This is a genomic window from Tahibacter sp., assembly GCF_035481375.1.
GTDB lineage: Bacteria > Pseudomonadota > Gammaproteobacteria > Xanthomonadales > Rhodanobacteraceae > Tahibacter.
This window is the reverse complement of record NZ_DATIGT010000168.1, coordinates 1-25,320: the sequence shown is the minus strand read 5'-3', so window position 1 is coordinate 25,320 and position 25,320 is coordinate 1. Positions and strand designations below refer to the sequence as shown.

Here is a 25,320-nt window from a genome sequence, read left to right as displayed (position 1 = left end):
GGGCGAGCCGGTCGACTATCTCGGCCTCATCGACAGCTACTACCGCTTCGACGAACCGACGACGGACGAGCCGCCGGCCGATTTCATCGACGTACCGGTATACATTGCCGCGCTCGAGCCGGCGCGGCGCCGCGAGTGTCTCGCGCGCCACGAAATCTATGCGATCGCCGCGCGACGCTATGCCGCCAGGTCGCTGCATCTGACCGTCGATCTGATCAAGGCGCAGCGCTGTGATTTTCCGTCGATGCAGAACTGTCGCGGCTGGGAGCGCGTGCTGCCCGCAGAGGCGATCCGGCTGCACGAAGTGCCCGGTTGCCACTATTCGATGATGAGCGTGCCGTTCGTCGCGGCGGCGGCCGCGGCCGTGGCGCGCGGGCTCGCGCTCAGAGGTCCGTCATAGCGTGCGGGTTCCGGCGCGAACTCGACCAAGGTGCGGCTCGCGCGCCCGATCCGGCGGTGGCAAGCTGACGCGATGCAGGGCGTTCCCGACAGTTTCGTTTTTCCGGCCGACAGCGCGCAGTTCCGGCATCCGGCGCATCGCGACGGCGTGGAGCTGTATCGCGCGCACATCGTGCGTCACGCGTTCGAGCCGCACGCGCACGCGGCGTTCGGCCTCGGCGCGATCGAGCGCGGCGTCGAGCGCTTCCGGCTGCGCGGCGCCGATCATCTCGCGCCGCCGGATTCGCTGGTGCTGATGAATCCCGACGAGCTGCATACCGGCCGCGCCGAAACCGATGCGGGCTGGCGCTATCGCATGATCTATCTCGATGCCGACGTCGCCGCCGAGATCACCGGCGAGCCGGACTGGTGGTTCGCCGACGCGGTCCAGGCCGACGCGGCGCGCGCGCAGCGCGTGACCGCGTTGCTTGAACGTCTCTGGCACGCGCAGGCACCACTCGCGTTCGACGGCCTGCTGCTCGCACTGCTCGACGAACTCGCGCCGCATGCGCGCCGGCCGCGGCCGGCGACGGTCGAGGCGGCGCCGCGGTTCGAGCGCGTCGTGGAGTTCCTGCACGCGCATCTTGCCGAGCGGCTGACGCTCGACCGGCTCGCCGCGGTCGCGAACCTGAGTCCGTTCCACTTCCTGCGCCGCTTCCGCGCGCACTACCACGTGACGCCGCAGCAGATGCTGATGGCGCTGCGGCTGCAGCAGGCCAAGCGCCAGCTCGCCGCCGGCGCCGCGCCGGCGGCCGTCGCCGCGGCCTGCGGCCTGGCCGACCAGGCGCACCTCACGCGCGCGTTCGCGCAGCGCTACGGCGTGACGCCGGCGCGTTACCAGCGCCAGGTTCAGCGCTGAGCAATCTGCTGCAAGACGCCGGCGGCACGCCGCGGCAGGCTGCGCAGATGATCGTCGGTATCGCCTATGCACTCGTCGCCGGCCTGTTCTGGGGCATCGTCTTCGTCGGTCCGCTGCTGCTGCCGGACTATCCGGCGGTGCTGCAGTCGGTCGGCCGCTATCTCGCGTTCGGCCTGATCGCGTTGCCGCTCGCGTGGTTCGACCGCGGCGAGCTGTACCGCCTTGCGCGCGCCGACTGGATCGAAGCGCTGAAGCTCTCGGCGATCGGCAACGTCGTCTACTACGTCTGTCTCGCCGCCGCGATCCAGCGCGCCGGCGGGCCGCTGCCGACGATGATCATCGGCACTTTGCCCGTGGTCATCGCGCTGACCGCCAACCGGCGCAACGCACAGCGCGACGGCCGGCTGCGCTGGCGCGAACTCGCGGTGCCGCTTGCGCTGATCGCGCTAGGTGTCGCCTGCGTCAACCAGGTCGAACTCGCGGCACTGCGCGCCGATCCCGCGGCCGATGCCGGCCGCTATGCGATCGGCGCGCTGCTCGCGCTCGCCGCCGTCGCCTGCTGGACCTGGTATCCGCTGCGCAACGCCGACTGGCTGCGCGCGCATCCGGACCGTTCGCCGCGCGCCTGGGCGACCGCGCAGGGACTCGTCACGCTGCCGCTCGCCGCCGTCGGCTATGCCGCCGTCTGGATCGCGAGTGCCTGGACCGCGCCCGGCTATCCGATGCCGCTGGGCCCGCAGCCGCTGCGCTTCGTCGCGCTGATGCTGACCATTGGCCTGTTCGCGTCCTGGCTCGGCACGCTGTGCTGGAACCAGGCGAGCCAGCGACTGCCGACGACGATCGCGGGACAACTGATCGTGTTCGAGACACTGGCCGCGCTCGCATACGCATTCCTGCTGCGTGGCGAGATGCCGAAGCCGCTGACGCTGATCGGCGTAGCGCTGCTCGTCGCCGGCGTCGTCCTCGCAACGCGCCTGAAACCCCGTAGGCTGGGCTGAGCCTGCGGCTCGGCCCGATCTACACCAGGCCGGTCAGATAGAACGCCGCGATCACGACGAACACGGCCGCGGTCTTGATGAGCGTGATTGCAAAAATATCCGTGTAGGCCTGCCGGTGCGTGAGGCCGGTGACGGCGAGCAGCGTGATCACCGCACCGTTGTGCGGCAGCGTGTCCATGCCGCCGGAGGCCATCGAGGCGACGCGGTGCAGCACTTCCATCGGAATGTTCGCGGCGTTCGCGTTCGCGACGAACGTCTCGGCCATCGCCGCGAGCGCGATGCTCATGCCGCCGGAGGCCGAACCGGTGATGCCGGCCAGCGCCGTGATGGTGACGGCTTCGTTGACGAGCGGATTGGGAATCGCGGCGAGCGCCTGCGCGACGACGACGAAGCCCGGCAGCGCGGCGATCACGGCGCCGAACCCGTATTCGGACGCGGTATTCATCGCCGCGAGCAGCGCGCCGCCGATCGCGCTGCGCGTGCCTTCGGCGAAACTCGCCGACACCGGCTTCCAGGCGAACGCGAGCACGCTCGCAATACCGACGAGCAGCGCGCCTTCGACGGCCCAGATCGCGGCGACCTTGGAGACCTCCTGCACGACCGGCGCGGCCTTGCCCATGGCCGCCGGCAGGAATTCGTGGCTCGCGCCGTAGACGCGCGGAATCAGGCTCGTGAACAGCTTGTTCGTCACGCCGACGAGGATCAGCGGCAGGATCGCGACCAGCGGATGCGCGAGCGCCGTGCCGGCGAACGCCGCGGGCTCGTTCTGCAGGTTCGCCGCGTCGCCGTAGCCTTCGCCCGCGGCGCGCGCGGCCCGGCGGCGCCAGTCGAGATAGACCAGGCCGACGATCAGGATGAACACGGCGCCGATGCAGCCGAGCACCGGCGCGGCCCAGGAATTCGTGCCGAAGAACGTCGACGGAATGATGTTCTGGATCTGCGGCGTGCCGGGCAGGGCGTCCATCGTGAACGTGAATGCGCCGAGCGCGATGGTGCCGGGGATCAGGCGCTTCGGGATGTCGCTCTGGCGGAACAGCTCGGCCGCGAACGGATAGACCGCGAACACGACGACGAACAGCGACACGCCGCCGTAAGTCAGCAGCGCGCAGACCGCGACGATCGACAGCATCGCGCGGTCGGCGCCGAACACGCGGATCGTCGCCGCGACGATGGCCTTGGAAAACCCCGACACCTCGATCAGCTTGCCGAACACCGCGCCGAGCAGGAACACCGGAAAGTACAACTTGAGAAAACCGACCATCTTGTCCATGAACAGGCCGGTGAACATGGGCGCGACGAGCGCGGGGTCGGTCAGCAGGACCGCGCCGAGTGCGGCGACCGGCGCGAACAGGATGACGCTATGGCCGCGGTAGGCGATCCACATCAGGAAACACAAAGCGGCCAACACGATCAGAAAAGACATTCCCGGCTCCGGACGCCCGACGCGGCGAGTGTCGGGAAGCGTCCGCGGGCGGCCCATTGTCCGAAGGTACGATGCCGCGCCGCGCGGGTGCGACCTAGCCTTTGCGGCACAAACGGCGGCAGGGGTCCGCTGACAAGACGCACCCGGTAGCGGGAACGTCGAAGGATTTCGACGTTCCCGCGGCGCAGCCATGCGCCGCTCGCGATCAAGCGCGCAAGCGCTTGATCAGCGGAGCCCAATCCGGACCTGCGCCGGATTTGGCGACTCTAAAAATCGCCGGGACGGCGGTTTTCAGAGATTGACTACGAGGGGAAGCGAATGAAGCGGATGAAACGAAACTACCTGGCGCTGGCCATTGTCTGCGTGCTGGCGGCGCCTGCGGCATGGGCGAACGACGAGGCGACCGCGACGACGGAAAGCGCGGCGGAAACGACGGCCGCCGCTGCGGAGGGCGAGTCCGAAGGCAGCGCCACCACGCTCGACCGCGTCACCGTGACCGCGCGCAAGCGCGAGGAAACGCTGCAGGACGTGCCGGTCGCCGTCACCGCCTTCACCGCCGACGCGATGGAAAAACTCAACGTCGAGGACATCGGCGATCTCGACGCGCAGGTGCCGAACCTGACCATCTATGCGGCGCGCGGTTCGAGCAGCACGGTGACCGCGTACATCCGCGGCATCGGCCAGTCCGATCCGCTCTGGGGCGTCGATCCCGGCGTCGGCATCTACCTCGACGACGTCTACATCGCGCGTCCGCAGGGCGCGCTGCTCGACGTGTTCGACGTCGACCGCGTCGAAGTGCTGCGCGGCCCGCAGGGCACGCTCTACGGCAAGAACACGATCGGCGGCGCGATCAAATACATTTCCAAGAGCCTGCCGAAGGACGCCGAAGGCTATGCGCAGCTGACCGTCGGCAACTACGGCCAGCTCGACGCCAAGGGCGCGCTCGGCGGTCCGATCGGCGGCAGCGACAGTCCGATCCGCGCGCGCCTCGCGGTCGCGAGTCTCAACCGCGACGGCTTCGGCGAGAACCTGACCAACGGCGCGCCGGTCTCCGACAAGGAGATCAACGCGTTCCGCGCGAGCGTCGGCGCCGACATCAGCGAGCGCTTCGACGTCAACGTCGCGTTCGACTGGATGGACGACCAGTCCGGCGTGCGCGGCGCGAAGATGCTCGCCGCGAACCGCTTCGCACCGGGCGTCGCACCGCTGGACGACCGCTACGACATCCGAAGCGGCATGCCCAACGTCAACGACACGCAGATGAAAGGCGCGTCGGCGACCGCGAACTGGCGTGCGACCGATTCCTGGGCGTTCAAGTACATCTTCGCGCGCCGCGATTCGGATACCGAAACCAACATCGACTTCGACACGCTGCCGAACAAGATCGCCGACGTGAAGGCGTTCTACCGCGACGAGCAGACCACGAACGAAGTGCAGGTCAACTACGACGGCGGCGGCATGGCGCGCGGCGTCATGGGTCTCTACAGCTTCGACGGCGAAGCCGGCGGCCAGGTGCTCAACAACTTCTTCAATGCCTCCTTCGGCGACACGCAGGGCACGGTCTATACCGAAAGCCTCGCGGCCTATGCCGACTGGACGTTCGATTTCACCGACCGCTTCTCGCTCGATCTCGGCGCGCGCTGGACCGACGAGGACAAGCACGCGATCGTTCTCAACCGCGGCTATACCGACGCGACGTTCACGACGCCGACGACGACGGTTGCAAACTTCAATCGCACGGTGAACTTCACCAACGTGTCGCCGAAGGTCGCGCTCGACTTCAAGCTCACCGACAACGTGATGCTCTACGGCGTCGCCTCGCGCGGCTTCAAGTCCGGCGGCTTCAACATCCGCGCGAACTCCGTCGCCGTGCCGCGCTCGGCCGAGCCGTTCGACGACGAAAAGGTCGACAGCTTCGAAGTGGGTACGAAGATGTCGCTGGCCGACCAGAGCCTGTTCCTGAATTTCGCGTATTTCTACAACAAATACGAAGACATCCAGCTGTCGGTGTTCACCGCGTTCGACAGCAACGGCGACGGCGTCGACGACGCGTTCTTCGGCGATTTCACGAACGCCGGCAAGGGCCACATCGAAGGCCTCGAAATGGAATACCAGTGGCTGCCGAACGAGCACTGGGTACTCAGCGGCAACCTCGCGTGGCTCGATGCGAAGTACGACGAGTTCATCACGCAGGGCGTCAACGTCGCCGGCGTGCAGAAGTTCACGAATGCACCGCGTTTCTCGGGCGCGGTCAATCTGGAATACCGCACCGAACTCGCAAGCGGCGGCAACCTTGCGACGCGCGTCGGCTACAGCTACCAGAGCGAAGTCTGGCCGACGACGGACCTGAGTCCGGTCATCAGGCAGGACGGCTACGGCCTGCTCAATGCCGGCGTGATCTGGAAGGTCAATCCGGACTGGACGCTTTCCCTGCAGGGCACGAACCTGACCGACAAGGAATACCGCACCACGGGCTACAACATTCCGGTGCTCGGCGTGCTCACGGGCTTCTACGGTCCGCCGCGGCAGTACACGGTCAGCGCGCGGTATGACTTTTGAGTGAAGAAAGAGCGGGAGGAGCGAACGTGAGGAACGCGCCTGACGCCGTCGCGGCGTACACGACCGCGCTTCCGATTGCCATTCCTGCGTTGGTTCCTGTTTTCCGGCGTGCGGGCTCTTCTCTCCTCCGGGGCCGCGCGCCGGACGTCTTTGCCGATCGGGCGAGGCACGGAAGCCTGTTTTGAGTGAAGCGTGAAGCGGAGCGAGAAACGCGGAGCAGCGTCGCGCTTCGACGCGTTTCTCACTTCTCTTCCCTCGTTCCTGCTTTTCTGCCTTACGATGCCGCGTCGTTTCCGCGAGGCGAGGCTATGTTGAGTGTCGGCCCGGTCGTGCTGGCAGCGCTGCTCTGGCTCGGTGCGCTGTTCGGCGTCGCGCTCTATGCCGAGCGCCGCCCGAACGGGCTCGCGCGCTGGTGGCCTTACGTCTACGCGCTGTCGCTCGCGGTCTACTGCACGTCGTGGACGTTCTACGGCACGGTCACGCAGGCGGCGCGCTACGGCTGGCCGCTGCCGCCGACTTTCATCGGCACGATCGTGCTGTATGCGTTCGCGGCGATCGCGCTCGTGAAGCTCGTGCGCCTGGCGCGCGCATCGAATGCGACTTCGCTCGCCGATCTCATTGCCACACGGCTCGGCAAGAGCTCCGGCGTCGCCGCGAGCGTCACTGCAGTCGCCGCGCTTGGCCTGATTCCCTACATCGCGCTGCAGCTCAAGGCCGTCGCGATGAGCTATGCCGTGCTGACGCGTTCGAGCGCCGAGGCTTCCGCGTCGCCATGGCAGGACGGCGCGCTGTACGTCGCGCTCGCGATGGGCGTGTTCGCGATGCTGTTCGGCACGCGCCGCGTCAGTGCGGCCGAACACAATCGCGGCATCGTGCTCGCGATCGCGTTCGAATCGCTGTTCAAGCTCGCCGCGATGCTCGCGCTCGGCGTGTTCGTGCTGTTCGGACTCGATCTGCCGGCCCAGCCGGACGCGCCGTCGCGCGCGACCACCGCGGGCTTCCTGCCGCTCGTGCTGCTCGGCGCGCTCGCGATGTTCACGCTGCCGCACCAGTTTCACGTGGGCGTCGTCGAATGCCGCGACGAATCGCACGTGCGCACTGCGCGCTGGCTGTTTCCGCTGTACCTGCTGCTGATCGCGCTGCCGCTGCTGCCGCTCGCGCACGCGGGCGACGCGCTGCTCGCCGACAGCGGTCTTTCGCCGGATCTGTACGTGCTCGCGCTGCCGTTGTCGCAGGGGCACGAAGGTCTTGCGCTGTTCGCGTTTCTCGGCGGCTTGAGCGCAGCGACCGGCATGGTCGTCGTCAGCACACTGACCCTGAGCCTGATGATCGGCAATCACTGGCTCGCACCGGGCCTGCTGCGCGGCGCATGGCTGCGCTCGGGCGGCGGCGATCTGCGCGGCACCGTGCTGCTGCTGCGCCGCGTCGGCATCGCCGCGATCATGCTGCTGGCCTGGGCCTACAACCGGCTCATCGCCGGCAACGAAGCGCTCGCCGACGTCGGCGCCGTGTCGTTCTCGGCGCTCGCGACGCTGACGCCGGCACTCGCTTTCGCCGTGTGGCGCCCGCAGACGCCGCCGCGCGCGGTCATCGCGGGCATCGCGGCGGGCTTCGCGATCTGGTGCTGGGCACTGCTCGTGCCGCTGGCCGCGCAGGTGCGCGGCGTCGCGCCGGACTGGCTCGAACACGGTCTTTACGGCCAGCCCTGGCTCGCGCCCGACGCGCTGTTCGGACTGACCGGCTGGAGCCGCCTCGGCCGCGCGGTCGCCGCGAGCCTGTTCGTCGGCACGCTCGTGACCTTCGCGCTGGCCGCGTGGCGGCCCGGGCCGCTGCGCGAGAAACTCGGCTTCGACCAGCGCGCGCTGCGCAACGCGGGCCGGCGTTTCCTGCCGGAACAGCGTCTCGACGAACTGCTGCACGACGCGCCGCTGCGCGGCGCCGTGCCGGCGGCGATCGAAGCGCGCGTCGAGCATGAACTGGCCGCGGTGCTCGGCAGTGCCTCGGCGCGGCTGCTGCTCGACGCGGCGCAGCGCGAGGCCGGCGCCGAACTCGAGACCGTCGCCGCGATCGTCGGCGAGGTCTCGCAGGAGCTGCGCTTCAACCAGCGCCTGCTCGAGGCCGCACTCGAGAACATGACGCAGGGCATCAGCGTCGTCGATGCGCAACTGCGCCTCGTCGCCTGGAACCGGCGCTATGTGGAACTGTTCGGATTTCCCGAAAACCTGCTGCGCGTCGGTGCGCCGGTCGCCGACCTCGCCGCCTGGGCGCTGCAGCGCATGCCGCACCGGGACAGCGCCGGCACGGCGCTGCAACGCCGGCTCGCGCACATGCGCGCCGGCACGCCGCATCTGTCCGAGCGCGTGTTTCCCGACGGCAGCATCGTCGAGATCCGCGGCAACCCGATGCCCGGCGGCGGCTTCGTCGCGACGTTCACCGACGTCACCGCGTTCCGCCGCGCCGAGGCCGCGCTGATCCAGTCCAACGAGACGCTGGAACAGCGCGTCGCCGACCGCACGACCCTGCTCGAACACGCCAAGCGCGAAGCCGAACGCGCGAACGACGCGAAGAGCCGCTTCCTTGCCGCGATCGGCCACGACCTGCTGCAGCCCCTGCACGCCGCACATCTGTTCACCGACGCGCTCGCGCAGCAGATCGCCGTGCCGGCGCAGCGCGAACTCGTCGACCAGACGCGCGGCGCGCTCGATTCGACGACCGATCTCCTGACCGGCCTGCTCGACATGTCGCGCCTGGAAGCCGGCGGCCTGACGGCGCAATGGCGTGAATTTCCGCTTGCCGAAGTGCTGGATCCGCTGGTTTCGGAGTTCCGCGCACTCGCGGCCGAGCGCGGGCTCGTGCTGCGCTATCGCGCGACGTCCGCGTGGGTGCGCAGCGATCCGCAACTGCTGCGCCGCGTGCTGCAGAACTTTCTCGCGAACGCCGTGCGCTATACCGCGAGCGGTCGCGTGCTGCTCGGCGTGCGCCGCCGCGGCGCGCAGTTGCAGGTCGAAGTCCACGACACTGGCCCCGGCATCGCACCGGAGCAGCAGCGCACGATCTTCGAGGAATTCCGTCGCGGCGACGATGCGGCCGGCCTTGGTCTGGGCCTCGGACTTGCGATCGCCGAGCGCATGGCACAGCTCCTCGATGCGCCGCTGATCCTGCGCAGCCGCGTCGGCCGCGGCACCGCATTCGGCATCGTCGTACCGCGCGCCGCTGCGCCGCCGCGCGACCGCGCGAGCGCCGGCGACACGAAGCCGCGCCTCGCCGGCATGCACGTGCTCGTCGTCGACAACGAGGCCGCGTCGCGCGATGCAATGACACGCCTGCTGCGCAGCTGGGGCTGCGAAGTCGCCGACGCCGCCGACGCCGCCGCTGCCGCCGCGCTGCTCGACCAGCGCGAAGTCGACCTCTGGCTGTTCGACTTCCATCTCGACGCCGGCGACACCGGCGTCGCGCTGCACGAACGCCTGCGCGCACGCTTCGCCGCGCGCCCCAGCGTGATCCTCAGCGCGGACACCGGCGACGCGACGCGCAAGGCCGTCGCCGAAGCCGGGCTGCCGCTGCTGATCAAGCCGATCAAGCCGCTGGCGCTGAAGTCGGTGCTCGACCGCGTGCTGGCGGCGCGCGCGGTGAACGGATAGGGGAGTCTGCGAGACAACGGCCGTGCGCCCCATGTACCATCCGCGCCGACTTCCGCTGAGGGCAGCGGATGGGACGGACCCGGACGGGAAGCATGAATCGAGAACACCGCAAGCAATTGGCCGAAGACACGCTGCGCATCATCGCGTCCGGCCGCTATACCCCGCCTCGGGGCGAGACGATCGACATCTCCGCGGCGATCGCCGCCTGTCGCAGCGACACGCGCCTCTACACTCCCGAACGTTTGCAGACCTTGTGCGAAGCGGCACGCGAGCCGGTTCCCGCATCGGCGATCGCGCGCGTCGAGGTCGTGAACGAAACGACGCTGCAGGGAATAGCCGCGCTCGTGACAGACCACGGCGGCGAATCCGTCGCCGCGTTGAATTTTGCATCGGCGAAAAATCCCGGCGGTGGATTCCTCGGCGGTGCGCAGGCGCAGGAGGAATCGCTCGCGCGCAGCTCCGCGCTGTACGCGTCGCAGCTCGACGCGCCGGCTTTCTACGAACGGCATCGCCGCTCTCCGTCGCTGCTGTATTCCGACGCGATGATCCTGTCGCCGGGCTGCCCGGTGTTCCGCGACGACGAGGGCGCACTGCTGCGCCGGCCGCAGCGCGTGGCGTTCATCACCGCGGCCGCGCCGAATGCGGGTGCGATCCGCAATCAGCGGCCGGCCGAAGTCGGTGCGATCGAATCAACGCTGAAACGTCGCGCGGCCTGCGTGCTGGCGCTTGCCGCCGAGCGCGGGTTTCGCCATCTCGTACTCGGCGCCTGGGGCTGTGGCGTATTCCGCAACGATCCGGCACGGGTCGCCGCGACGTTTGCGGATCTGCTGCGCGATCCGGCCTGGTCGTCGCGATTCGACCGCGTGCGCTTTTCAGTGCTCGATTCGTCAGTCCCGAAACTGACGTTCCGTGCGTTCGAGACAGCGTTGCGCGGGATCGCCTGACGGACGTCACGCGCTGCCGATACGGCTTCCGGGCTGGTGGCTAAGAACGTGTTCGCGGCCTTGCCGAAACAGCCGATCTCGGCGCCGCCCGCGAACATGAACAGACGAGGCCGCATTCTGCGCAGCGTGGCCGTGCTGACGGCGCACGCATGACGGCGACACGGGCACCTCACGTGGCGCGACGCAGATGCCGTGTGCAGGAAGCTTCGGTGAAAAATCGTCGACGCCGAAACTGCGTCGCGAAGTATTGCGGCAACGAAGCTGAGCGCTGAGCCAAGTCCGAAGCCGTGAGATCGCCTGGATCTACATTTCCGGTGCCGTCGTTCGACATCGTGTCAATGAACACAGGCGGCACCGTACTCAACCCCCACTCCGAGGCATCTCATGCGTACTCACGTTTTCGCGCGTCCGTCTGTTGCTCAGTCGAATTCTCCGCGCTGCTATCGACGCACTCTCATCGCACTCGCGCTGCTTGCCGCCGCCGGCGGCGCACAGGCAACCTGCCCGACCACGCCACCGACCGTCACCACGCCGGTCTGCGACGGCAGCGCCGACGATACGTCCGCGCTGCAGTCGATGATCCACGCCGCTTCCTTGAATGGCGCGCCGGCCGTCATTCCGGCGACGCCCAACGGTTGCCGTACGACGGCGCCGCTCGAAGTTTGCTCCAACACGTCGATCATCCAACGCGGACTCGTCCGCGCAAAGACCACCTGGAGCGCATCGAGCAACGCTTTCGGCATGTACAACCTCGCCGACGGTGCGACGGATGTCCGCATCGAAGGCGGCGGCATCATCGACGGCCAGAACGTCGCGGCAGCCAGCGGCATCACCGCCGGCGGACCGACGCTCGGCGACTATCCGAGCAGCACGCCGAATGCGCAGCGCGTGACGATTCACGGCATGACGATCAAGAACATGGGCCAATGGCCTGTGCGGATCGACGGCACCGACAATCTGCGCGTCGACGGTGTCACGGCCAAGGACTCGTACTACGGCATCGAAATCGGGCACGACACGAAATCCGCGGCCCTCGTGAATCTGCGCGTGTCGGGAATCGACCAGAGCTGCATCCAGCTCTATCGCGGCGTTACCGAGTCGACCGTGTCGAACTCCGTGGTGTCCGACTGCGGAAGCGTCGGCATCCACGTATTCGGCGATCGCCCGAGCGGATACGCGGTCGCGCACGCGAACGCCAACGTCACCGTCGACGGCAACATCGTGCGCGAAGCGCACGTGGGCATACAGGTAGGCAGCGCGGCCAGCTCGGCGGTCGCCACCGGCATCAACATCTCGGCGAATCAGGCACATCACAATCGGAACTACGGCATCGGCGTCGTGCCCTGCGACAACTGCCAGATCACGTCGAACATGACGCATCACAACGGCAACGCTGCGGCGGGATACCAGCCCGGCATTCTCGTTGCCAACTCGCGCCAGGTGAAAGTCGCGGCGAACACGATCTACAACGAAGGACAGGGCACGACCACGGGTCTCGGCATCGCGGTCATCGAAACGGCGCCGGGTCTGGCTGCGGGCGCGCGCATCAACATCACCGGCAATCTGATCTATGACGACCAGTCGCCCAAGACGATGACCGGCGCGATGGCCGGCACGCTCGCGGCACCGATCGTTTCGACGGGGAATTCCTTCAGCACGGGTCTGCTGGATTACTTCAGCTACGCAACCGGCAGCGTGCAGCGCAACTACCTGACGCCGTGAGCGTCGGGCGTAACGCGTCGATCCGCTGCAACTGCATTCACATGAAGGAAACAAATCCATGAAACACAGAATACTGGCAGGGTTCGTCGGCCTGTTGCCGTTTGCCGTTCTTGCGGCACAGGACCTGCAGGCGGGGGCGAAGAAACCGGAGGTCGAGAAGATCGCCGGCATCGAAAAAACCTCAATATGCGCCGGCAACGACGACACCATTGCACTGCAGGCCATGCTCAACCACGGCAACCCCGAGATGACCGTCGTCGAGATCCCCGCGACGCCGACCGGCTGCAAGATTTCCGGCCCGTTGATAGTTCGTTCGAATACGCACGTGATCCAGAACGGCCTGCTCCTGCTCAGCGGCTACGTCTGGCCAGTGGGAGGGGCGACGCAACGCGGTATGTACACGCTCGAAGACGGCACGCACGACGTCATCATCGAAGGCACGGGTACGCTCGATGGCGGCCATGCCAACTACACGCAGCTGGCCTCGGGCTGCTGCATGGGCGGCATCGTATCGGGTGGTCCCGCGATCGCCGACTACAGCGTCGACGTGCGCGACATCACGATCCGCGGTCTGACGATTCGTCGTATCCCGCAGTGGCCGCTCGAACTCGATGGAGCCAGCAATGTGCTGGTCGACGGCGTGACGGCGCACGACTCCGTCAACACGACAGCGATCGGTCACGGCTCCGAGGACGTAATCGTCAACAACCTGCGCGTGTTCAACATCGCCGACGTCTGCTTCGCGTTCTACCGCGGTGTCGAAAACGCGATCATCTCCAATTCGATCGTCAACCAGTGCAATGGCGGCGGCATCTCGGTCTTCAGCGACTGGCCCGCCTGCGTTGGTGGTCCGCAATTCAGCAAGAACGTCGTGATCAACAACAACATCGCCCGTGGCCAGAACGCGACGGCCGGTGTCGGCGGCATCGACGCGCTTGGGCTGCATACGGACGGCACGACCAACGAATCGACGAGCTTCACGTTCAATCTCGCCCACAGCCACAACTCGCAGGGTATCGGGATGACGCCCGCGCGCCACGGACTGATCGCCGGCAACATGACGAGCGGGCAAGGGCCGAACAACTACGCGGCCGGCGTGAACCTGCTGGGTGCGAAGGGCGTACTGGTTTCGGGAAACAGCACGTTCAACGAAGGTGTCGGCACGACGACGGGGCTCGGCCTCAACGTCGGCACCTTCCCCGCAAGCGCGGCGATCCCGTTGCCGATCTGCAACAGCAGTGTGCCCGCGCTGCCGGCAGTGACGACCGAGCGTGTCTCGATCCTCGACAACTACTACTACGATTCGGCACCGACGCCGAGCATGCTGCACGCGCTCGTCAGCAATGTCGCGGTGCCCGCAGTCGTCGCTGGAAATACGTACGCGCCGATGATTGGCGTGTCGGACTCGATCATCTACGGAACGGGTAGCCACAACGCCGACAACGATGCTCAGCCGTAACTGAGCAGCATCTGTAGAAAACCGGAGCGGGCGCTCGTGCGCCCGCTCCTTTTCGCTGCCGAATCGGCGAGTTCAGCACGAACCCATCCGTGGCGCCGGTCCGAACAGCGCATCGCGCACGTCGGCGACGTCGGTGCCGACTTCGGCGACGACCCGGATGAGTTCGTCGGGCGTCAGGCCGAAGCGCGTGGCCCAGTAGTTCAATTCCCATCGCACGGCGATGTTGATGGCGCCGCGGCCGTCGAGGCCGCTCGGGGTCGACAGGTGCATGTCGTCTCCTTCGATGTCGCGTCGATTGATCGAGGCGGTGTCCGCAATCCCCGATGCGGAGGACCGATGTGCCAGCCGTTGATCGGCGCCGCCTGCGAAAAGTTTCAGGCTGCGCGTCTGCGATTCAGCCGTGCGTCGGGTTCCTGTCTGCGCTTTGGCGATGCCTCAATCGCCGTCAGCCGCGGCTGCGTTCATTGCGCCGCTGGTCGCGGTCGCCGGCGGAAAGCCGCGTGCCGTGGAGGTGTTCGTCGTCGTGCGCAGCAGGACGCCGGCTCGGGCGCCGCACGAGTTCCGTCGCGCGCTGCATCTCGTTCGGCTGGTCGTCGGGCGCGCGGTTTTCCGGCGTCGTTGACATGGTCGACCTCGTCGTTGCTCTGGGGACGTACTCGCGCAATCGCAACAGACGTGCCAGCGGCACTCCGGCTCGCGGAACATTGCCGCAGCGGCGAATTGCGCGACGACGCAGCGAGCGCGGCGCTGCAAGAACGGGTCGGCGACGGAAATTTTTTCCAATGACGCAATTGCGTCAAAGCGGGCGCGGCGTCAGAGCTGTCGCGCCGGATCGCTGAGTTCGAGTTCGCGCAGCACGACCCCGGCCTGGGTGCGGTTGCGCACGCCGAGCCGGTCGAAGATCGCGGTCAGGTGGGCCTTCACGGTGCGTTCCTGCACGTCGAGACGGTCGGCGATCTGTTTGTTGAGCAGTCCTTCGGCAACGAGCACGAGCACGCGGAACTGCTGCGGCGACAGGCTCGCGAGGCGGGCGGCGAGGTCGGCGTCCTGCGCCGAGGACTGCGCGCGCGCGACGCTGTTGCGCAGGCTTGCCGGCAGCCATTGTTCGCAGGCGAGCACGGTGCGGATGGCCTCGCGGAGTTCGTCGAGGCCGGAACTCTTCGGCAGGTAGCCGGCGGCACCGTGGTCGAGCGCGCGGCGCACGACGCGCGGATCGTCGTTGGCCGACACGACGACGACGGCGACGCCCGGGTGCTGCGCGCGGACCGCGGCGAGGCCGGCGAGTCCGTGATTGCCGGGCATGTGCAGGTCGAGCAGCACGAGGTCGATGTCGGGCTCGCGTTCGAGCGCGCTCAGCACGCCGTCGAGCGAGTCGGCCTCGTGCACGCGCAGATCGTCGACGGCATCGGCCGCCGCGCCGCGCAAGGCTGCGCGGAACAGCGGATGATCGTCGGCGATCAGCAGCGATGGCATGCCGCTATTGCACCGTCCAGCCGCCGTCGACCGTGATCGTCTGGCCGGTGATGTTGCGTGCCGGCGGCGAGATCAGGAACGCGGCGATGCCGGCGAGCTCGTCGAAGCCGATGAACACGCCCTTGGGCATCGGCTTGAGCATCACGTCGCTGATGACCTGCGCTTCGGGAATGCCGCGCGTGCGCGCCTGATCGGCGATCTGCTTGTCGACGAGCGGCGTCTTCACATAGGTCGGGCAGATCGTGTTGATCGTGATGTCGGTGTTCGCGGTTTCGAGCGCGATGACCTTCGAGAAACCGACGAGGCCGTGCTTGGCCGCGACGTAGGCGCTCTTGAACGGGCTCGCGACCAGCGAGTGGATCGAGCCGATGTTGACGATGCGGCCGAAGCCGCGCTCGCGCATGCCGGGCAGCACCGCGCGGCTGAGGCGCGCGACGCCGACGAGCATGACCTGCACGAGAAAATCCCATTTGTCGATCGGAAACTCTTCGAGCGGCGCGACGTGCTGCAGGCCCGCGTTGTTGACGAGCACGTCGACCGGTCGCGTGACGGCGGCGAGCGCGGCGGCGACGCTGTCGTCGGAGGTCACGTCGAGCGCGATCGCTTCGGCCGAGCCGCCGGCGGCGAGGATCTGCGCGGCGACGGCGTCGACCGCGCTGCGGTCGAGGTCGGTCAGGACGATGTGGTGGCCGGCCGCGGCCAGTTCGGTGGCGATGCCGGCGCCGATGCCGCTGCCGGCGCCGGTGATCAGGATGCAGCGTTGCGTCATTGCGATTCTCCTTGCGGCCCGCGAACGCCGTCGGCGGGCCGCCAAAAGCCAAGCCTAGCAACCGCCCTGGGCGCCGGCTTGGTACGAAAGTACGATAGCCGAGCATATCCGGCTTGATAGGGTTGGCGAATGACCATCGCCCTGATCTCGCAGAACAGCGTTCTTCGCGTCTGCACGCTCGCAACGCTGACCTTGCTCGCCGCCTGCGACCGCGCGCCGCCGCCCACCTCGCCGCCGCCCACTGCCAAGCCGGCGCCGCAAGACGCCGCGGAGACGAAAGCGATGTTCAGCGCCCACCGCGTCAGCGAGCACCGCGACGCCGATGATCTGCTCAGCGCGGGGCTCGGCCTCGACGGCCTGCGCGCGATGACGCCGCCGGCGTTCGCGAACGCCGACGCGCCGACGCCGGCGGAATTGCGCCGCCGCGCGATCTGGAGCAACTGGCGCGGCATTGCCGATCTCACGCCGGCCGGCGGCTTCGGCACGCTCTACGGCGAACTGCCGATGGTGCCGGGCCGCGAATTCCAGGCCTTTGCAACCGTGCCCGGCGCGACCCAGCCGCATCGCGTGCTCGCGCAGGTGCCCGACGCGTTCGACGCGAAGAAACGCTGCCTCGTCGTCACCGCATCGTCGGGTTCGCGCGGCATCTATGGCGCGATCGCCGTCGCCGGACCGTGGGCGCTGCCCAAGGGCTGCGCGATCGCCTACACGGACAAAGGCGCCGGCACCGACTATTACGATCTCGGCGAGAAGCGCGGCGCGCGCCTCGACGGCACGCTCGGCGGTGCCGGCGACGCGCTCGCGTTCAAGCCCGACAGCGCGGCGGCCGGCGGCATCGCATTCAAGCACGCGCATTCCAAGGACAACCCCGAGGCGGACTGGGGCCGCCATGTGAAACAGGCCGCCGAGTTCGGCCTGCGCGCGCTCGCCGAAGCGCTGCCGCAGCAGGCGCCCTTCACGTTCGACAACACGCGCGTGATCGCGGTCGGTATCTCCAACGGCGGCGGCGCCGTGCTGCGCGCGGCCGAGCTCGACGGCGACTGGCTCAAGGGCGTCGTCGCCGGCGAACCGAACGTCTACGTCGACGCGCCCGGCGCGCGCACGCTGTACGACTACACGACGCAAGCCGCGCTGCTGATGCCGTGCGCCTTGCCGAAGCTCGGCCTGCCGGGCGTGCCCGACATCGACAGGCGTTGCGCCGCGGCCGCCGCCGCCGGCCTGATCAAAGGCGCGGATCTGCCGGCGCAGCAGACCGCCGCCTACGACGCGCTGCGCGCGGGCGGCTGGACCGACGAAGCGCTGCGCGCCGGTTCGATCAGCGTGACCTTCGATCTCTGGCGCGCGATCGCCGTGACGTATGCATCGGCCTACGGCCGTTTCGGCGCCGGCGAGGAGCCGTGCATCGCCGGCTTTGCGGCCGTCAACGCCGACGGCAGCGCGCGGGCGAGCACGAGCGCCGAACGCGCGGCATGGTGGTCGGACGCGAGCGGCATTCCGCCGGGCGCCGGCGTCGGCATCCGCGTCGCGAATCCGGCCGAGCCGCACGAGGCGCTGAACTGCCTGCGCGCGCTGTGGACCGGCAGCGACGCCGCCGCGACGCGCGTGAAGCAGGGCGTCGCCGCGACGCATGCCGGCCTGCCGCGCAAGGACCTGCCGATCATCGTGCTGCACGGCCTCGACGACGGACTCGTGCCGGCTGCATTCACGAGCGCACCCTATGCCGCCAAGGCCAAGGCGGCCGGCGCGGATCTGCGCTACTGGCAGGTGCGCAACGCGCAGCACTTCGACGCGTTCCTCGGCCTGCCGCAGTACGGCTCGGCCTATGTGCCGCTGCTGCCCTACGTCTACCGCGCGCTCGATCGCGTCTGGGCGACGATCGACAGCAAGGCCGAACTGCCGGCCGATGCGGTCATACAGACCACGCCGCGCGGACTCGGCAAGGCGCTCGAAGCAGGACACCTCGCGCTACCGTGATGGCGCGCGTGCGACGGGTGTGAGACGACGCAATGCGCCCGGTGAGACGGCGCAATGCGCTTCGCTTGTTGCGCCCTACGTCAGTTCCGCAGCCGGTAGCCGCTGCGGAAGATCCACCAGACGGTAACCAGGCAGATCGCAAGAAACAGCAGGGTCATGCCGAAGCTCAGCGCGGCATTGACGTCGGCGACGCCGTAGAAGCTCCAGCGGAAGCCGCTGACGAGATAGACGACGGGATTCACGAGTGCGACTTTCTGCCAGAACGGCGGCAGCATCGAGATCGAATAGAAGCTGCCGCCGAGAAAGGTCAGCGGCGTCACGATCATCAGCGGAACGACCTGCAGCTTTTCGAAGCCGTCGGCCCAGATGCCGAGAATGAAACCGAACAGGCTGAATGTGACCGCGGTCAGCACGAGAAAGCCGAACATCCAGAACGGATGCGCGATCTCGTAGTCGACGAAGAAGCGCGCGGTGATCAGGATCAGCACGCCGAGGATCACCGACTTGCTCGCCGCGGCGCCGACGTAGCCGATGATGGCTTCGATCCACGACACCGGCGCGGACAGCAGTTCGTAGATCGTGCCGGACCATTTCGGCAGGTAGATGCCGAACGACGCGTTGGAAATGCTTTCGGTCAGCAGCGTCAGCATGATCAGGCCGGGAATGATGAAGGCGCCGTAGTCGACGCCGTCGACCGCGCCCATGCGCGAACCGATCGCCGCGCCGAAGACGATGAAGTAGAGCGACGTCGACAGCACGGGCGAGGCGATGCTCTGCATCAGCGTGCGGCCGGTGCGCGCCATTTCGAAGCGATAGATGGCGCGGATGGCGTGCAGATTCATGCGCGGGTCCTCACGAGACTCACGAAGATGTCTTCGAGCGAACTCTCGCTCGAATGCAGGTCCTTGAAGTCGATGCCGTGCTCGGCGAGACGGCGCAGCAGCCCGGCGATGCCGGTCTGCGCCGCCTGCGTGTCGAAGGTGTAGACGAGTTCGCTGCCGCCGGCGGAGAGTTCGAGCGCGTAGTCGGCGAGGCCTGCGGGAATCTCCTCGAGCGGCGTCTGCAGCTGCAGCGTCAGCTGCTTCTTGCCGAGCTTGCGCATGAGCTGCGCCTTGTCGTCGACGAGAATGAGTTCGCCCTTCGAGATCACGCCGATGCGATCGGCCATCTCCTCGGCTTCCTCGATGTAGTGCGTCGTGAGGATGATGGTCGTGCCGCGCTCGCGCAGGCCGCGGACCATGGCCCACATGTCGCGGCGCAGATCGACGTCGACGCCGGCGGTCGGTTCGTCGAGAAACAGGATCGACGGTTCGTGCGACAGCGCCTTGGCGATCATCACGCGGCGCTTCATGCCGCCCGACAGCGTCATGATCTTCGCATCGCGTTTGTCCCAGAGCGAAAGGTCGCGCAGGATCTTCTCGACGAGAGCATGGTCGCGCGGCTTGCCGAACAGGCCGCGGCTGAAATTCACCGTCGCCCAGACCGTTTCGAACGCGTCGGTCGACAGTTCCTGCGGCACGAGACCGATCTTGCTGCGCGACGCGCGGTACTCGCGCGCGATGTCGTGTCCGTCGGCGAGCACTGTCCCGCCCGTGGGATTGACTATCCCGCATATGATGCTGATCAGCGTCGTCTTGCCGGCGCCGTTGGGTCCGAGCAGCGCGAAGATCTCGCCGCGGCGGATATCGAGGCTGACATCCTTCAGTGCGGCAAAGCCGGATTTGTAGACCTTGCTCAGATGTGCGACCGAGATGATGGCGTCCACGCGGACCTCGTCGTCGGAGAGGCGCGAAGCGTAATGCAAAACACCGTCGACCGCGTGTGTGCGCCGCGGCGTCGCGCAGCGGCGCGCCACGGCCGGCATGATGCCGGCCGTGGTGACTCTCAGAGCCGCGCGTCGACCGGTTCGCTCTCCAGCGCGAGCACGCCGAACACGCATTCGTGCACGCGATGCAGCGGCTCGTGATCGACGAAGCGGTACAGCGCTTCGAGACCGAGCGCGAATTCGCGCAGCGCGAGCGCCTGCTTCGCGTGGACGCGGCGATGGCGCAGACGCGACAGGTTTTCCGGCTGCGTGTATTCCGGTCCGTAGATGATGCGCAGGTACTCGCGGCCGCGGCACTTCACGGCCGGTTGCAGCAGGCCGCGCGGTCCGGTCGCAAGCCCGCTCGCGGGCTTGAGCACCATGCCTTCGCCGCCGGCGGCAGTCAGCGCTTCCCACCAGGCAACGGCCGCGGCGACGCTGGCTTCGTCCGACAGATCGACGAAGCAGTGCTGCGTGCGGCGGATCAGTCCCGGATCGGCGGCGGCCAGCCGTTCGATCAGGCCGAGATGCCAGCGGTGGTCGCGCGCGAGACCGACGTTGCGCTCGCTCGCGAGCACATGGAACGGCGCGAGGCGCAGATCGTCGATGCCGGCGGACGTCCAGCAATACTGGCCATAGGCATCGACGAAGCGTTGCGCGGCATCGCGGCGCGCCTGCACGCGCACGAGATCGGGCTCGACCGCGACGCCGCGCGCGCGCGCGGCCTGCAGCAGCGATTCCGCGGCGGCGAGCGCCGACACGCCGGCCGCGCCGGTCGGCGCGTATTGCGTCTGCAGCAGCTCCTGCGCCTTGGCCGACCACGGCAGCAGTTCGGCGTCGAGCGCGATCCAGTCGGTCGCGAGTTCCTGCCAGAGGCCGGCGCGTTCGAGCGCGACGTCGAGCCGGCCGAGCAGCGCGGCTTCGAGCGCGCGGTCGGCGAAGAAGCGGCGTCCGCTGCGCGTGTAGATCGCGCCGCGGCCGTCGTCGCCGATGCCGAAACGCCGCAGCGCGACGGACGCGTTGCGGCACAGCACGACGATCGCGCGCGAGCCCATGTGCTTTTCCTCGCAGACGAGTTCGGGCACGCCGGCATGGCGATACGCCGCTATCGCTTCCAGCGGTCGCTCCAGCAGATCGCCGTCGCTCGCGGCCTCCGGCGGCGCCATCGTCGGCGGCAGATAGACGAGCCAGCGCGGGTCGATCGCGAAGCGGCTCATGACTTCGAGCGCCGCGACGGCGTTCTCCTCGCGCACCGTGATGCGCCGGAACGCGCGCGTCTCGATGCTGCGCTTGCCGGCGACGTCGCCCAGATCGAGCACCGCGACGTCACGCGCGGCGGGTGCCGCGGCATCGTCGACGAGCGGCTTCACCGGCGCGTAGTACATGCGCGCGGCCGGCACCGAGACGAGTTCGCGTTCCGGATAGCGCAGTGCGGTCAGCTTGCCGCCGAACACGCAGCCGGTGTCGATGCACAGCGTGCGATTGACCCATTCGGGCTCCGGCACCGGCGTGTGGCCGTAGACCACCATCGCGCTGCCGCGATAGTCCTGCGCCCAGTCGTAGCGCACCGGCAGGCCGAATTCGTCGGTCTCTCCGGTGGTTTCGCCGTACAGCGAGAACTCGCGCACGCGCGCGGACGAGCGGCCCTGCAGTTCCTGCGACAGGCCCGCGTGCGCGACGACGAGGCGGCCGTCGTCGAGCACGTAGTGGCTGACGAGGCCGTCGACGAAGCGTTCGACCTGCCTGAGAAACGCTTCGTCTTCGGATTCGAGCTGCTGCAGCGTCTCGGCAAGACCGTGCGTGATGCGCACGTCGCGGCCCGCGAGTTTGCGCTGCAATTTGACGTCGTGGTTGCCCGGCACGCACAGCGCGGTGCCGTTGCCGACCATGTGCATGACGAGCCGCAGCACACCCGGCGAATCCGGACCGCGGTCGACGAGGTCGCCGACGAACACGGCCTTGCGGCCGGCCGGCGCGACGACCTCGGGCTGCTCGCGCGTGCCGCCGATCGTGTAGCCGAGCGCGCGCAGCAGCGCGACGAGTTCGTCGTAGCAGCCATGCACGTCGCCGATCAGGTCGAACGGTCCGTGCTCGTCGCGCTTGTCGTTCCACAGGCGCGTGCGCTCGATGCGCGCGGCGTCGACGTCGGCGGTCGATCTGAGCACCGTGAACGAACGGAAGCCCTCGCGCTGCAGGCCGCGCAGCGACTTGCGCATCGCGCGCGTCTGGCCGCGTATCACGTGCGGACCGAACTGGCGGTCCGCGCGCTGCTCGTTGCGCTCATGGCAGCTCGCCTCGGGCAGGTCGAACACGATCGCGACGGCGAACACGTGGAACTCGCGCGCGAGCGCGACGAGACGGCGCCGGTCCTCGACGCGCACGTTGGTCGCGTCGATCACGGTCAGGCGCCCGGCGGCCAAGCGCTTGCGCGCGATGAAATACAGCACGTCGAACGCGTCGGAACTCGCGTCCTGCGCGTTCTCGTCGTCGGCGACCCAGCCGCGGCAGGTATCGGAGGACAGCACTTCGGTCGCCGCGAAATGCTGTCGCGCGAACGAAGATTTGCCGCTGCCGCTCGGGCCGATCAGCGCGACGAGGCTCAGTTGGGGAATCGTGATTGTCATGGCAGGAAGACCCGGTCAGGTGTCGCGCGTGAAGATGGCCATCTGCGTCGGCGCGCCGAGCGCCGCGTCGAGCGGGCCGATCGGCAGCAGCCGTACCGCGTAGCCGCGGCGCGCGGCGACGCCGTCGGCCCAGGCGCGGAATTCGTCGCGCGTCCATTCGAAGCGATGGTCAGAGTGGCGCATTCGGCCGCTCGGCAAGGATTCGAACAGTGCGTTGTATTCCACGTTCGGCGTGGTCACGACGACGAGTGCCGGTCGTGCGAACTCGAACACGCTGCGCTCGAACGCCGGCAGCCGCGGCGGATCGAGGTGCTCGATCACCTCGATCGCGCAGGCCGCGTCGAACCCGGCGAGGCGTTCGTCGCGGTAGGTCAGCGCGCCCTGCGCGAGCGTGATGCGCGCGCGCCGCGACGGCGGCAGCCGCTCCAGATGCAGGCGTTCGGCCGCAATATCGAGCGCTCGCAGCGACACGTCGACGCCGAGGATCTGGTCGAACTGCGGTTCCTTGAGACAGGTGCGCGAGCAGGCGGCCCTCGCCGCAGCCCAGGTCGACGACGCGCCGCGCGCCGCTCTGGCGCAGGACGGCGAGCACGGCGCCGAGCCGCTGCTCGTTGAGGCTCATCGGCCGCTCGATGCGTTCCTCGGCGGCTTCGCGGGCCTGTTCGGTGCTGTCGATGTCGTCTTCTTCCGCATCGAGCAGGCGCGCGAGCGCCGAGCGGACGAGCGAGCGGCGGCGCTTCAGATAGCGGCTCGTGATCCATTCACGCTGCGGATGCGCCGCGAGCCAGGTGCCGGCTTTCGCGAGCAGCTTCTCGACTTCGTCGTCGCCGACGAAGTAGTGCTTGTCGCCGTCGATCGCGGGCAGCAGCACATAGAGGTGCGTCAGCAGCTCCTGCAGACGCAGGCAGCCGCTGAGCTTCACGCGCCAATACGGGCTCGCGCCCCATTCGGGAAAGCGCGCATCGAGCGGCAACGGTTCGAGTTCGACGCGATAGCCGAGCGGTTCGAACGCATCGCGGATCGAGGCCTCGCCGCCGCGCGAGCGCAACACGGCGATCTCGGCGTCGAGCGGAATCGGAGTCTGCGCGAGTTCCTCGCGCCCGCGGCTGGTTCCGGCCAGCGCGGAGCGGAACACGCGCGCGAGCGCGACGGCGAGGAACGAACTCGCGACATAGGGGCGATCGTTGACGTACTGCGCGAGCGGTCCCTCGCTGCCGTCGCCGCGACCGCGCACGAGGCCGACCGGATCGATGTCGAGGAGCAGCGCCGCGGTGCAGCGTTCGCTGTCGGCCTGCGGATAGAACACGTGGGCCTGGCCGAATGCGAGATCGACGGTCTGCAGACGGTCCGGATGTTTGGACAGCAGATAGCCGAGGTCGGTCGCGGGACGGTGAGTCGTCGAGATGCTGAGCAGCATGAGAGTGACCGTGCAGGATGTCGCGGAACGCCGCGCCGGAGAGAAGATTCGCGGCGCGGCGGAAGGAGAGGCAATGTCGCGGTTCAGACCGCGACGGTCACGCGATAGCGCCGTTGCGGGTCGCTGCCGTCGGGCCGGATGTCGACACGCGCCGCGTCGAACGCGTGAATCACCGCGGCATTCGTTTCGAGGTGCAGCGAAGGCCGGCCCGTCACGAAACTGCCGCCGCCCGCGAGTACCAGCGGCAGCAGCAGTTGATCGGCGAGATGCTCGCCGACCGGCGCGCCGTGCGCGAGATAGGCGCGCAGTTCGTCGGCGGCCGTCTTCGCGACGATCTCGGCGCTGACGCCGTGCTCGCCGAGTCCGACGACGACTTCGGTCACGTGCTCGAAAGCGGCCGTCAGCACGAGCGCGTTGGCCGGTCCGGGACCGGCCGGCAGATCGAGCTGACGGCGGTTCGTCAGTGTGAGCCGCTGCGCGGCGGTGTCGAGTTCGCGCTGCGCGATGTGGTGCGGCAGGCTGCGCAGCACGGCGGTCGCATCGATGCCGCGGCTCTCGCCACGCTCGAGGAGTTCGAGCGGCCGCAGCGTGCGCGGCGCGATGCGTACTTCGACGCGGCCGCCGCCGGCCGGAAAGAAGCCGTGACGTTCGACCGTCATCGCGACCTCGGCACCCATGCGCGCGAGCTGCGGCAGGAACGCGGCGCCGATGAAATCGGACGACGGCGCCATCTGGTTGTGCGTGCCGCCTTCGAGGACGACGCGGCTTTCGCCGTTCGCCTGCAGCAGCGCGGGCAGCACGGTCTGCAGTACGAGCATCGTGCTGCCGGCGCTGCCGATCTTGAATTCGAAATGACCCGGACGGATCGCAGCGGGCCGGAATTCGAGCGCGGTCGAACCGATCTCGGCGCCGTCGACGGTCGCGCTGGACACGCTCGCCGCGGCCTTCACGCAGGCGAGATGCTGCCGCATGAGCCCGGGCTTCTTGCGTCCCGCGCGGATGTTGACGAGCCGCAGCGGCCGGCTCTGCAGCATCGCGAGGCTGAGCGCCGAGCGCAGGATCTGTCCGCCGCCTTCGCCTTGCGCGCCGTCGAGTTCGAGCATGGATTCCGTTCGCGTCTTCATTCGGGCCTTCCTGCCCGGGCGCTCGCGCTCAGGCGTCGTTGTTGAGTCTTGCCGCCAGCAGCTCGCGCGAGTTGAGCTGGCGCTTGCGGGTG

The 25,320-nt window shown here is 68.2% G+C and carries 20 protein-coding genes; 9 read left to right on the top strand and 11 right to left on the bottom strand.

Annotated features, from left to right (window positions below):
* The 3 genes from VLF18_RS11260 to VLF18_RS11250 form a co-directional block, all read left to right on the top strand.
* Positions 1 to 400: hypothetical protein (locus VLF18_RS11260; protein ID WP_325279717.1), on the top strand; the 400-nt coding region annotated here is incomplete at its 5' end.
* Positions 401 to 472: 72 nt separating this feature from the next.
* Positions 473 to 1,297, top strand: a complete 825-nt coding sequence (locus VLF18_RS11255) for an AraC family transcriptional regulator (protein ID WP_325279716.1) — start codon at positions 473 to 475, stop codon at positions 1,295 to 1,297.
* A gap of 47 nt (positions 1,298 to 1,344) precedes the next feature.
* Positions 1,345 to 2,295, top strand: coding sequence for a DMT family transporter (locus VLF18_RS11250; protein WP_325279715.1), 951 nt, complete (start codon positions 1,345 to 1,347; stop codon positions 2,293 to 2,295).
* Between the two features lie 19 nt (positions 2,296 to 2,314).
* On the opposite strand, the gene VLF18_RS11245 is transcribed toward VLF18_RS11250, so the two are convergent.
* Entirely contained in the window at positions 2,315 to 3,718 is a 1,404-nt protein-coding gene (locus tag VLF18_RS11245; RefSeq protein WP_325279714.1) for a GntP family permease, read from the bottom strand.
* Positions 3,719 to 4,045: 327 nt separating this feature from the next.
* Between VLF18_RS11245 and VLF18_RS11240 the strand changes: the two genes are divergently transcribed.
* The 5 genes from VLF18_RS11240 to VLF18_RS11220 all read left to right on the top strand — a co-directional run bounded on the left by VLF18_RS11240 (position 4,046) and on the right by VLF18_RS11220 (position 14,043).
* Positions 4,046 to 6,277, top strand: a complete 2,232-nt coding sequence (locus VLF18_RS11240) for a TonB-dependent receptor (RefSeq protein WP_325279713.1) — start codon at positions 4,046 to 4,048, stop codon at positions 6,275 to 6,277.
* Positions 6,278 to 6,585: 308 nt separating this feature from the next.
* Complete coding sequence (locus VLF18_RS11235; protein ID WP_325279712.1) at positions 6,586 to 9,918, top strand: hybrid sensor histidine kinase/response regulator; 3,333 nt, start codon at positions 6,586 to 6,588, stop codon at positions 9,916 to 9,918.
* Positions 9,919 to 10,010: 92 nt separating this feature from the next.
* A complete protein-coding gene (locus VLF18_RS11230) occupies positions 10,011 to 10,862 on the top strand; it encodes a TIGR02452 family protein (RefSeq protein WP_325279711.1) in 852 nt (283 codons plus the stop codon).
* Between the two features lie 384 nt (positions 10,863 to 11,246).
* The gene (locus VLF18_RS11225; protein ID WP_325279710.1) at positions 11,247 to 12,584 is read left to right on the top strand and encodes a right-handed parallel beta-helix repeat-containing protein; all 1,338 of its coding nucleotides are present in this window, start codon (positions 11,247 to 11,249) and stop codon (positions 12,582 to 12,584) included.
* Between the two features lie 58 nt (positions 12,585 to 12,642).
* Positions 12,643 to 14,043 (top strand): right-handed parallel beta-helix repeat-containing protein, encoded by a 1,401-nt coding sequence (locus VLF18_RS11220; protein ID WP_325279709.1) that lies wholly within the window; start codon positions 12,643 to 12,645, stop codon positions 14,041 to 14,043.
* A gap of 72 nt (positions 14,044 to 14,115) precedes the next feature.
* On the opposite strand, the gene VLF18_RS11215 is transcribed toward VLF18_RS11220, so the two are convergent.
* From VLF18_RS11215 to VLF18_RS11200, 4 genes are all read right to left on the bottom strand, one after another.
* Positions 14,116 to 14,313, bottom strand: a complete 198-nt coding sequence (locus VLF18_RS11215) for a DUF3606 domain-containing protein (protein WP_325279708.1) — start codon at positions 14,311 to 14,313, stop codon at positions 14,116 to 14,118.
* A gap of 175 nt (positions 14,314 to 14,488) precedes the next feature.
* Positions 14,489 to 14,668, bottom strand: coding sequence for a hypothetical protein (locus VLF18_RS11210; RefSeq protein WP_325279707.1), 180 nt, complete (start codon positions 14,666 to 14,668; stop codon positions 14,489 to 14,491).
* Positions 14,669 to 14,856: 188 nt separating this feature from the next.
* Complete coding sequence (locus VLF18_RS11205; protein WP_325279706.1) at positions 14,857 to 15,516, bottom strand: response regulator transcription factor; 660 nt, start codon at positions 15,514 to 15,516, stop codon at positions 14,857 to 14,859.
* 4 nt (positions 15,517 to 15,520) lie between these two features.
* Entirely contained in the window at positions 15,521 to 16,285 is a 765-nt protein-coding gene (locus VLF18_RS11200; protein ID WP_325279705.1) for a 3-hydroxybutyrate dehydrogenase, read from the bottom strand.
* 129 nt (positions 16,286 to 16,414) lie between these two features.
* Between VLF18_RS11200 and VLF18_RS11195 the strand changes: the two genes are divergently transcribed.
* Positions 16,415 to 18,259 carry a 3-hydroxybutyrate oligomer hydrolase family protein gene (locus VLF18_RS11195; protein WP_325279704.1) on the top strand — a complete coding sequence of 615 codons (1,845 nt, stop codon included), beginning with the start codon at positions 16,415 to 16,417 and terminating at the stop codon, positions 18,257 to 18,259.
* 80 nt (positions 18,260 to 18,339) lie between these two features.
* Here VLF18_RS11195 and VLF18_RS11190 read toward each other — a convergent pair whose 3' ends face one another.
* The 6 genes from VLF18_RS11190 to rtcA all read right to left on the bottom strand — a co-directional run bounded on the left by VLF18_RS11190 (position 18,340) and on the right by rtcA (position 25,228).
* Positions 18,340 to 19,101, bottom strand: a complete 762-nt coding sequence (locus VLF18_RS11190; RefSeq protein ID WP_325279703.1) for an ABC transporter permease — start codon at positions 19,099 to 19,101, stop codon at positions 18,340 to 18,342.
* The gene (locus VLF18_RS11185; RefSeq protein WP_325279702.1) at positions 19,098 to 20,024 is read right to left on the bottom strand and encodes an ABC transporter ATP-binding protein; all 927 of its coding nucleotides are present in this window, start codon (positions 20,022 to 20,024) and stop codon (positions 19,098 to 19,100) included. Before VLF18_RS11185 ends, VLF18_RS11190 begins: the two co-directional genes overlap by 4 nt.
* Positions 20,025 to 20,143: 119 nt before the next feature.
* Entirely contained in the window at positions 20,144 to 22,687 is a 2,544-nt protein-coding gene (locus VLF18_RS11180) for a polynucleotide kinase-phosphatase (protein WP_325279701.1), read from the bottom strand.
* 15 nt (positions 22,688 to 22,702) lie between these two features.
* Positions 22,703 to 22,870: a hypothetical protein gene (locus VLF18_RS11175; protein ID WP_325279700.1), complete on the bottom strand. Its 168-nt coding sequence runs from the start codon at positions 22,868 to 22,870 to the stop codon at positions 22,703 to 22,705.
* Entirely contained in the window at positions 22,857 to 24,104 is a 1,248-nt protein-coding gene (locus tag VLF18_RS11170; protein WP_325279699.1) for a 3' terminal RNA ribose 2'-O-methyltransferase Hen1, read from the bottom strand. The genes VLF18_RS11175 and VLF18_RS11170 overlap by 14 nt, the downstream gene beginning before the upstream one ends.
* Before the next feature lie 83 nt (positions 24,105 to 24,187).
* Positions 24,188 to 25,228 carry an RNA 3'-terminal phosphate cyclase gene (rtcA, locus tag VLF18_RS11165; RefSeq protein WP_325279698.1) on the bottom strand — a complete coding sequence of 347 codons (1,041 nt, stop codon included), beginning with the start codon at positions 25,226 to 25,228 and terminating at the stop codon, positions 24,188 to 24,190.
* Between the last annotated feature and the right edge of the window lie 92 nt (positions 25,229 to 25,320).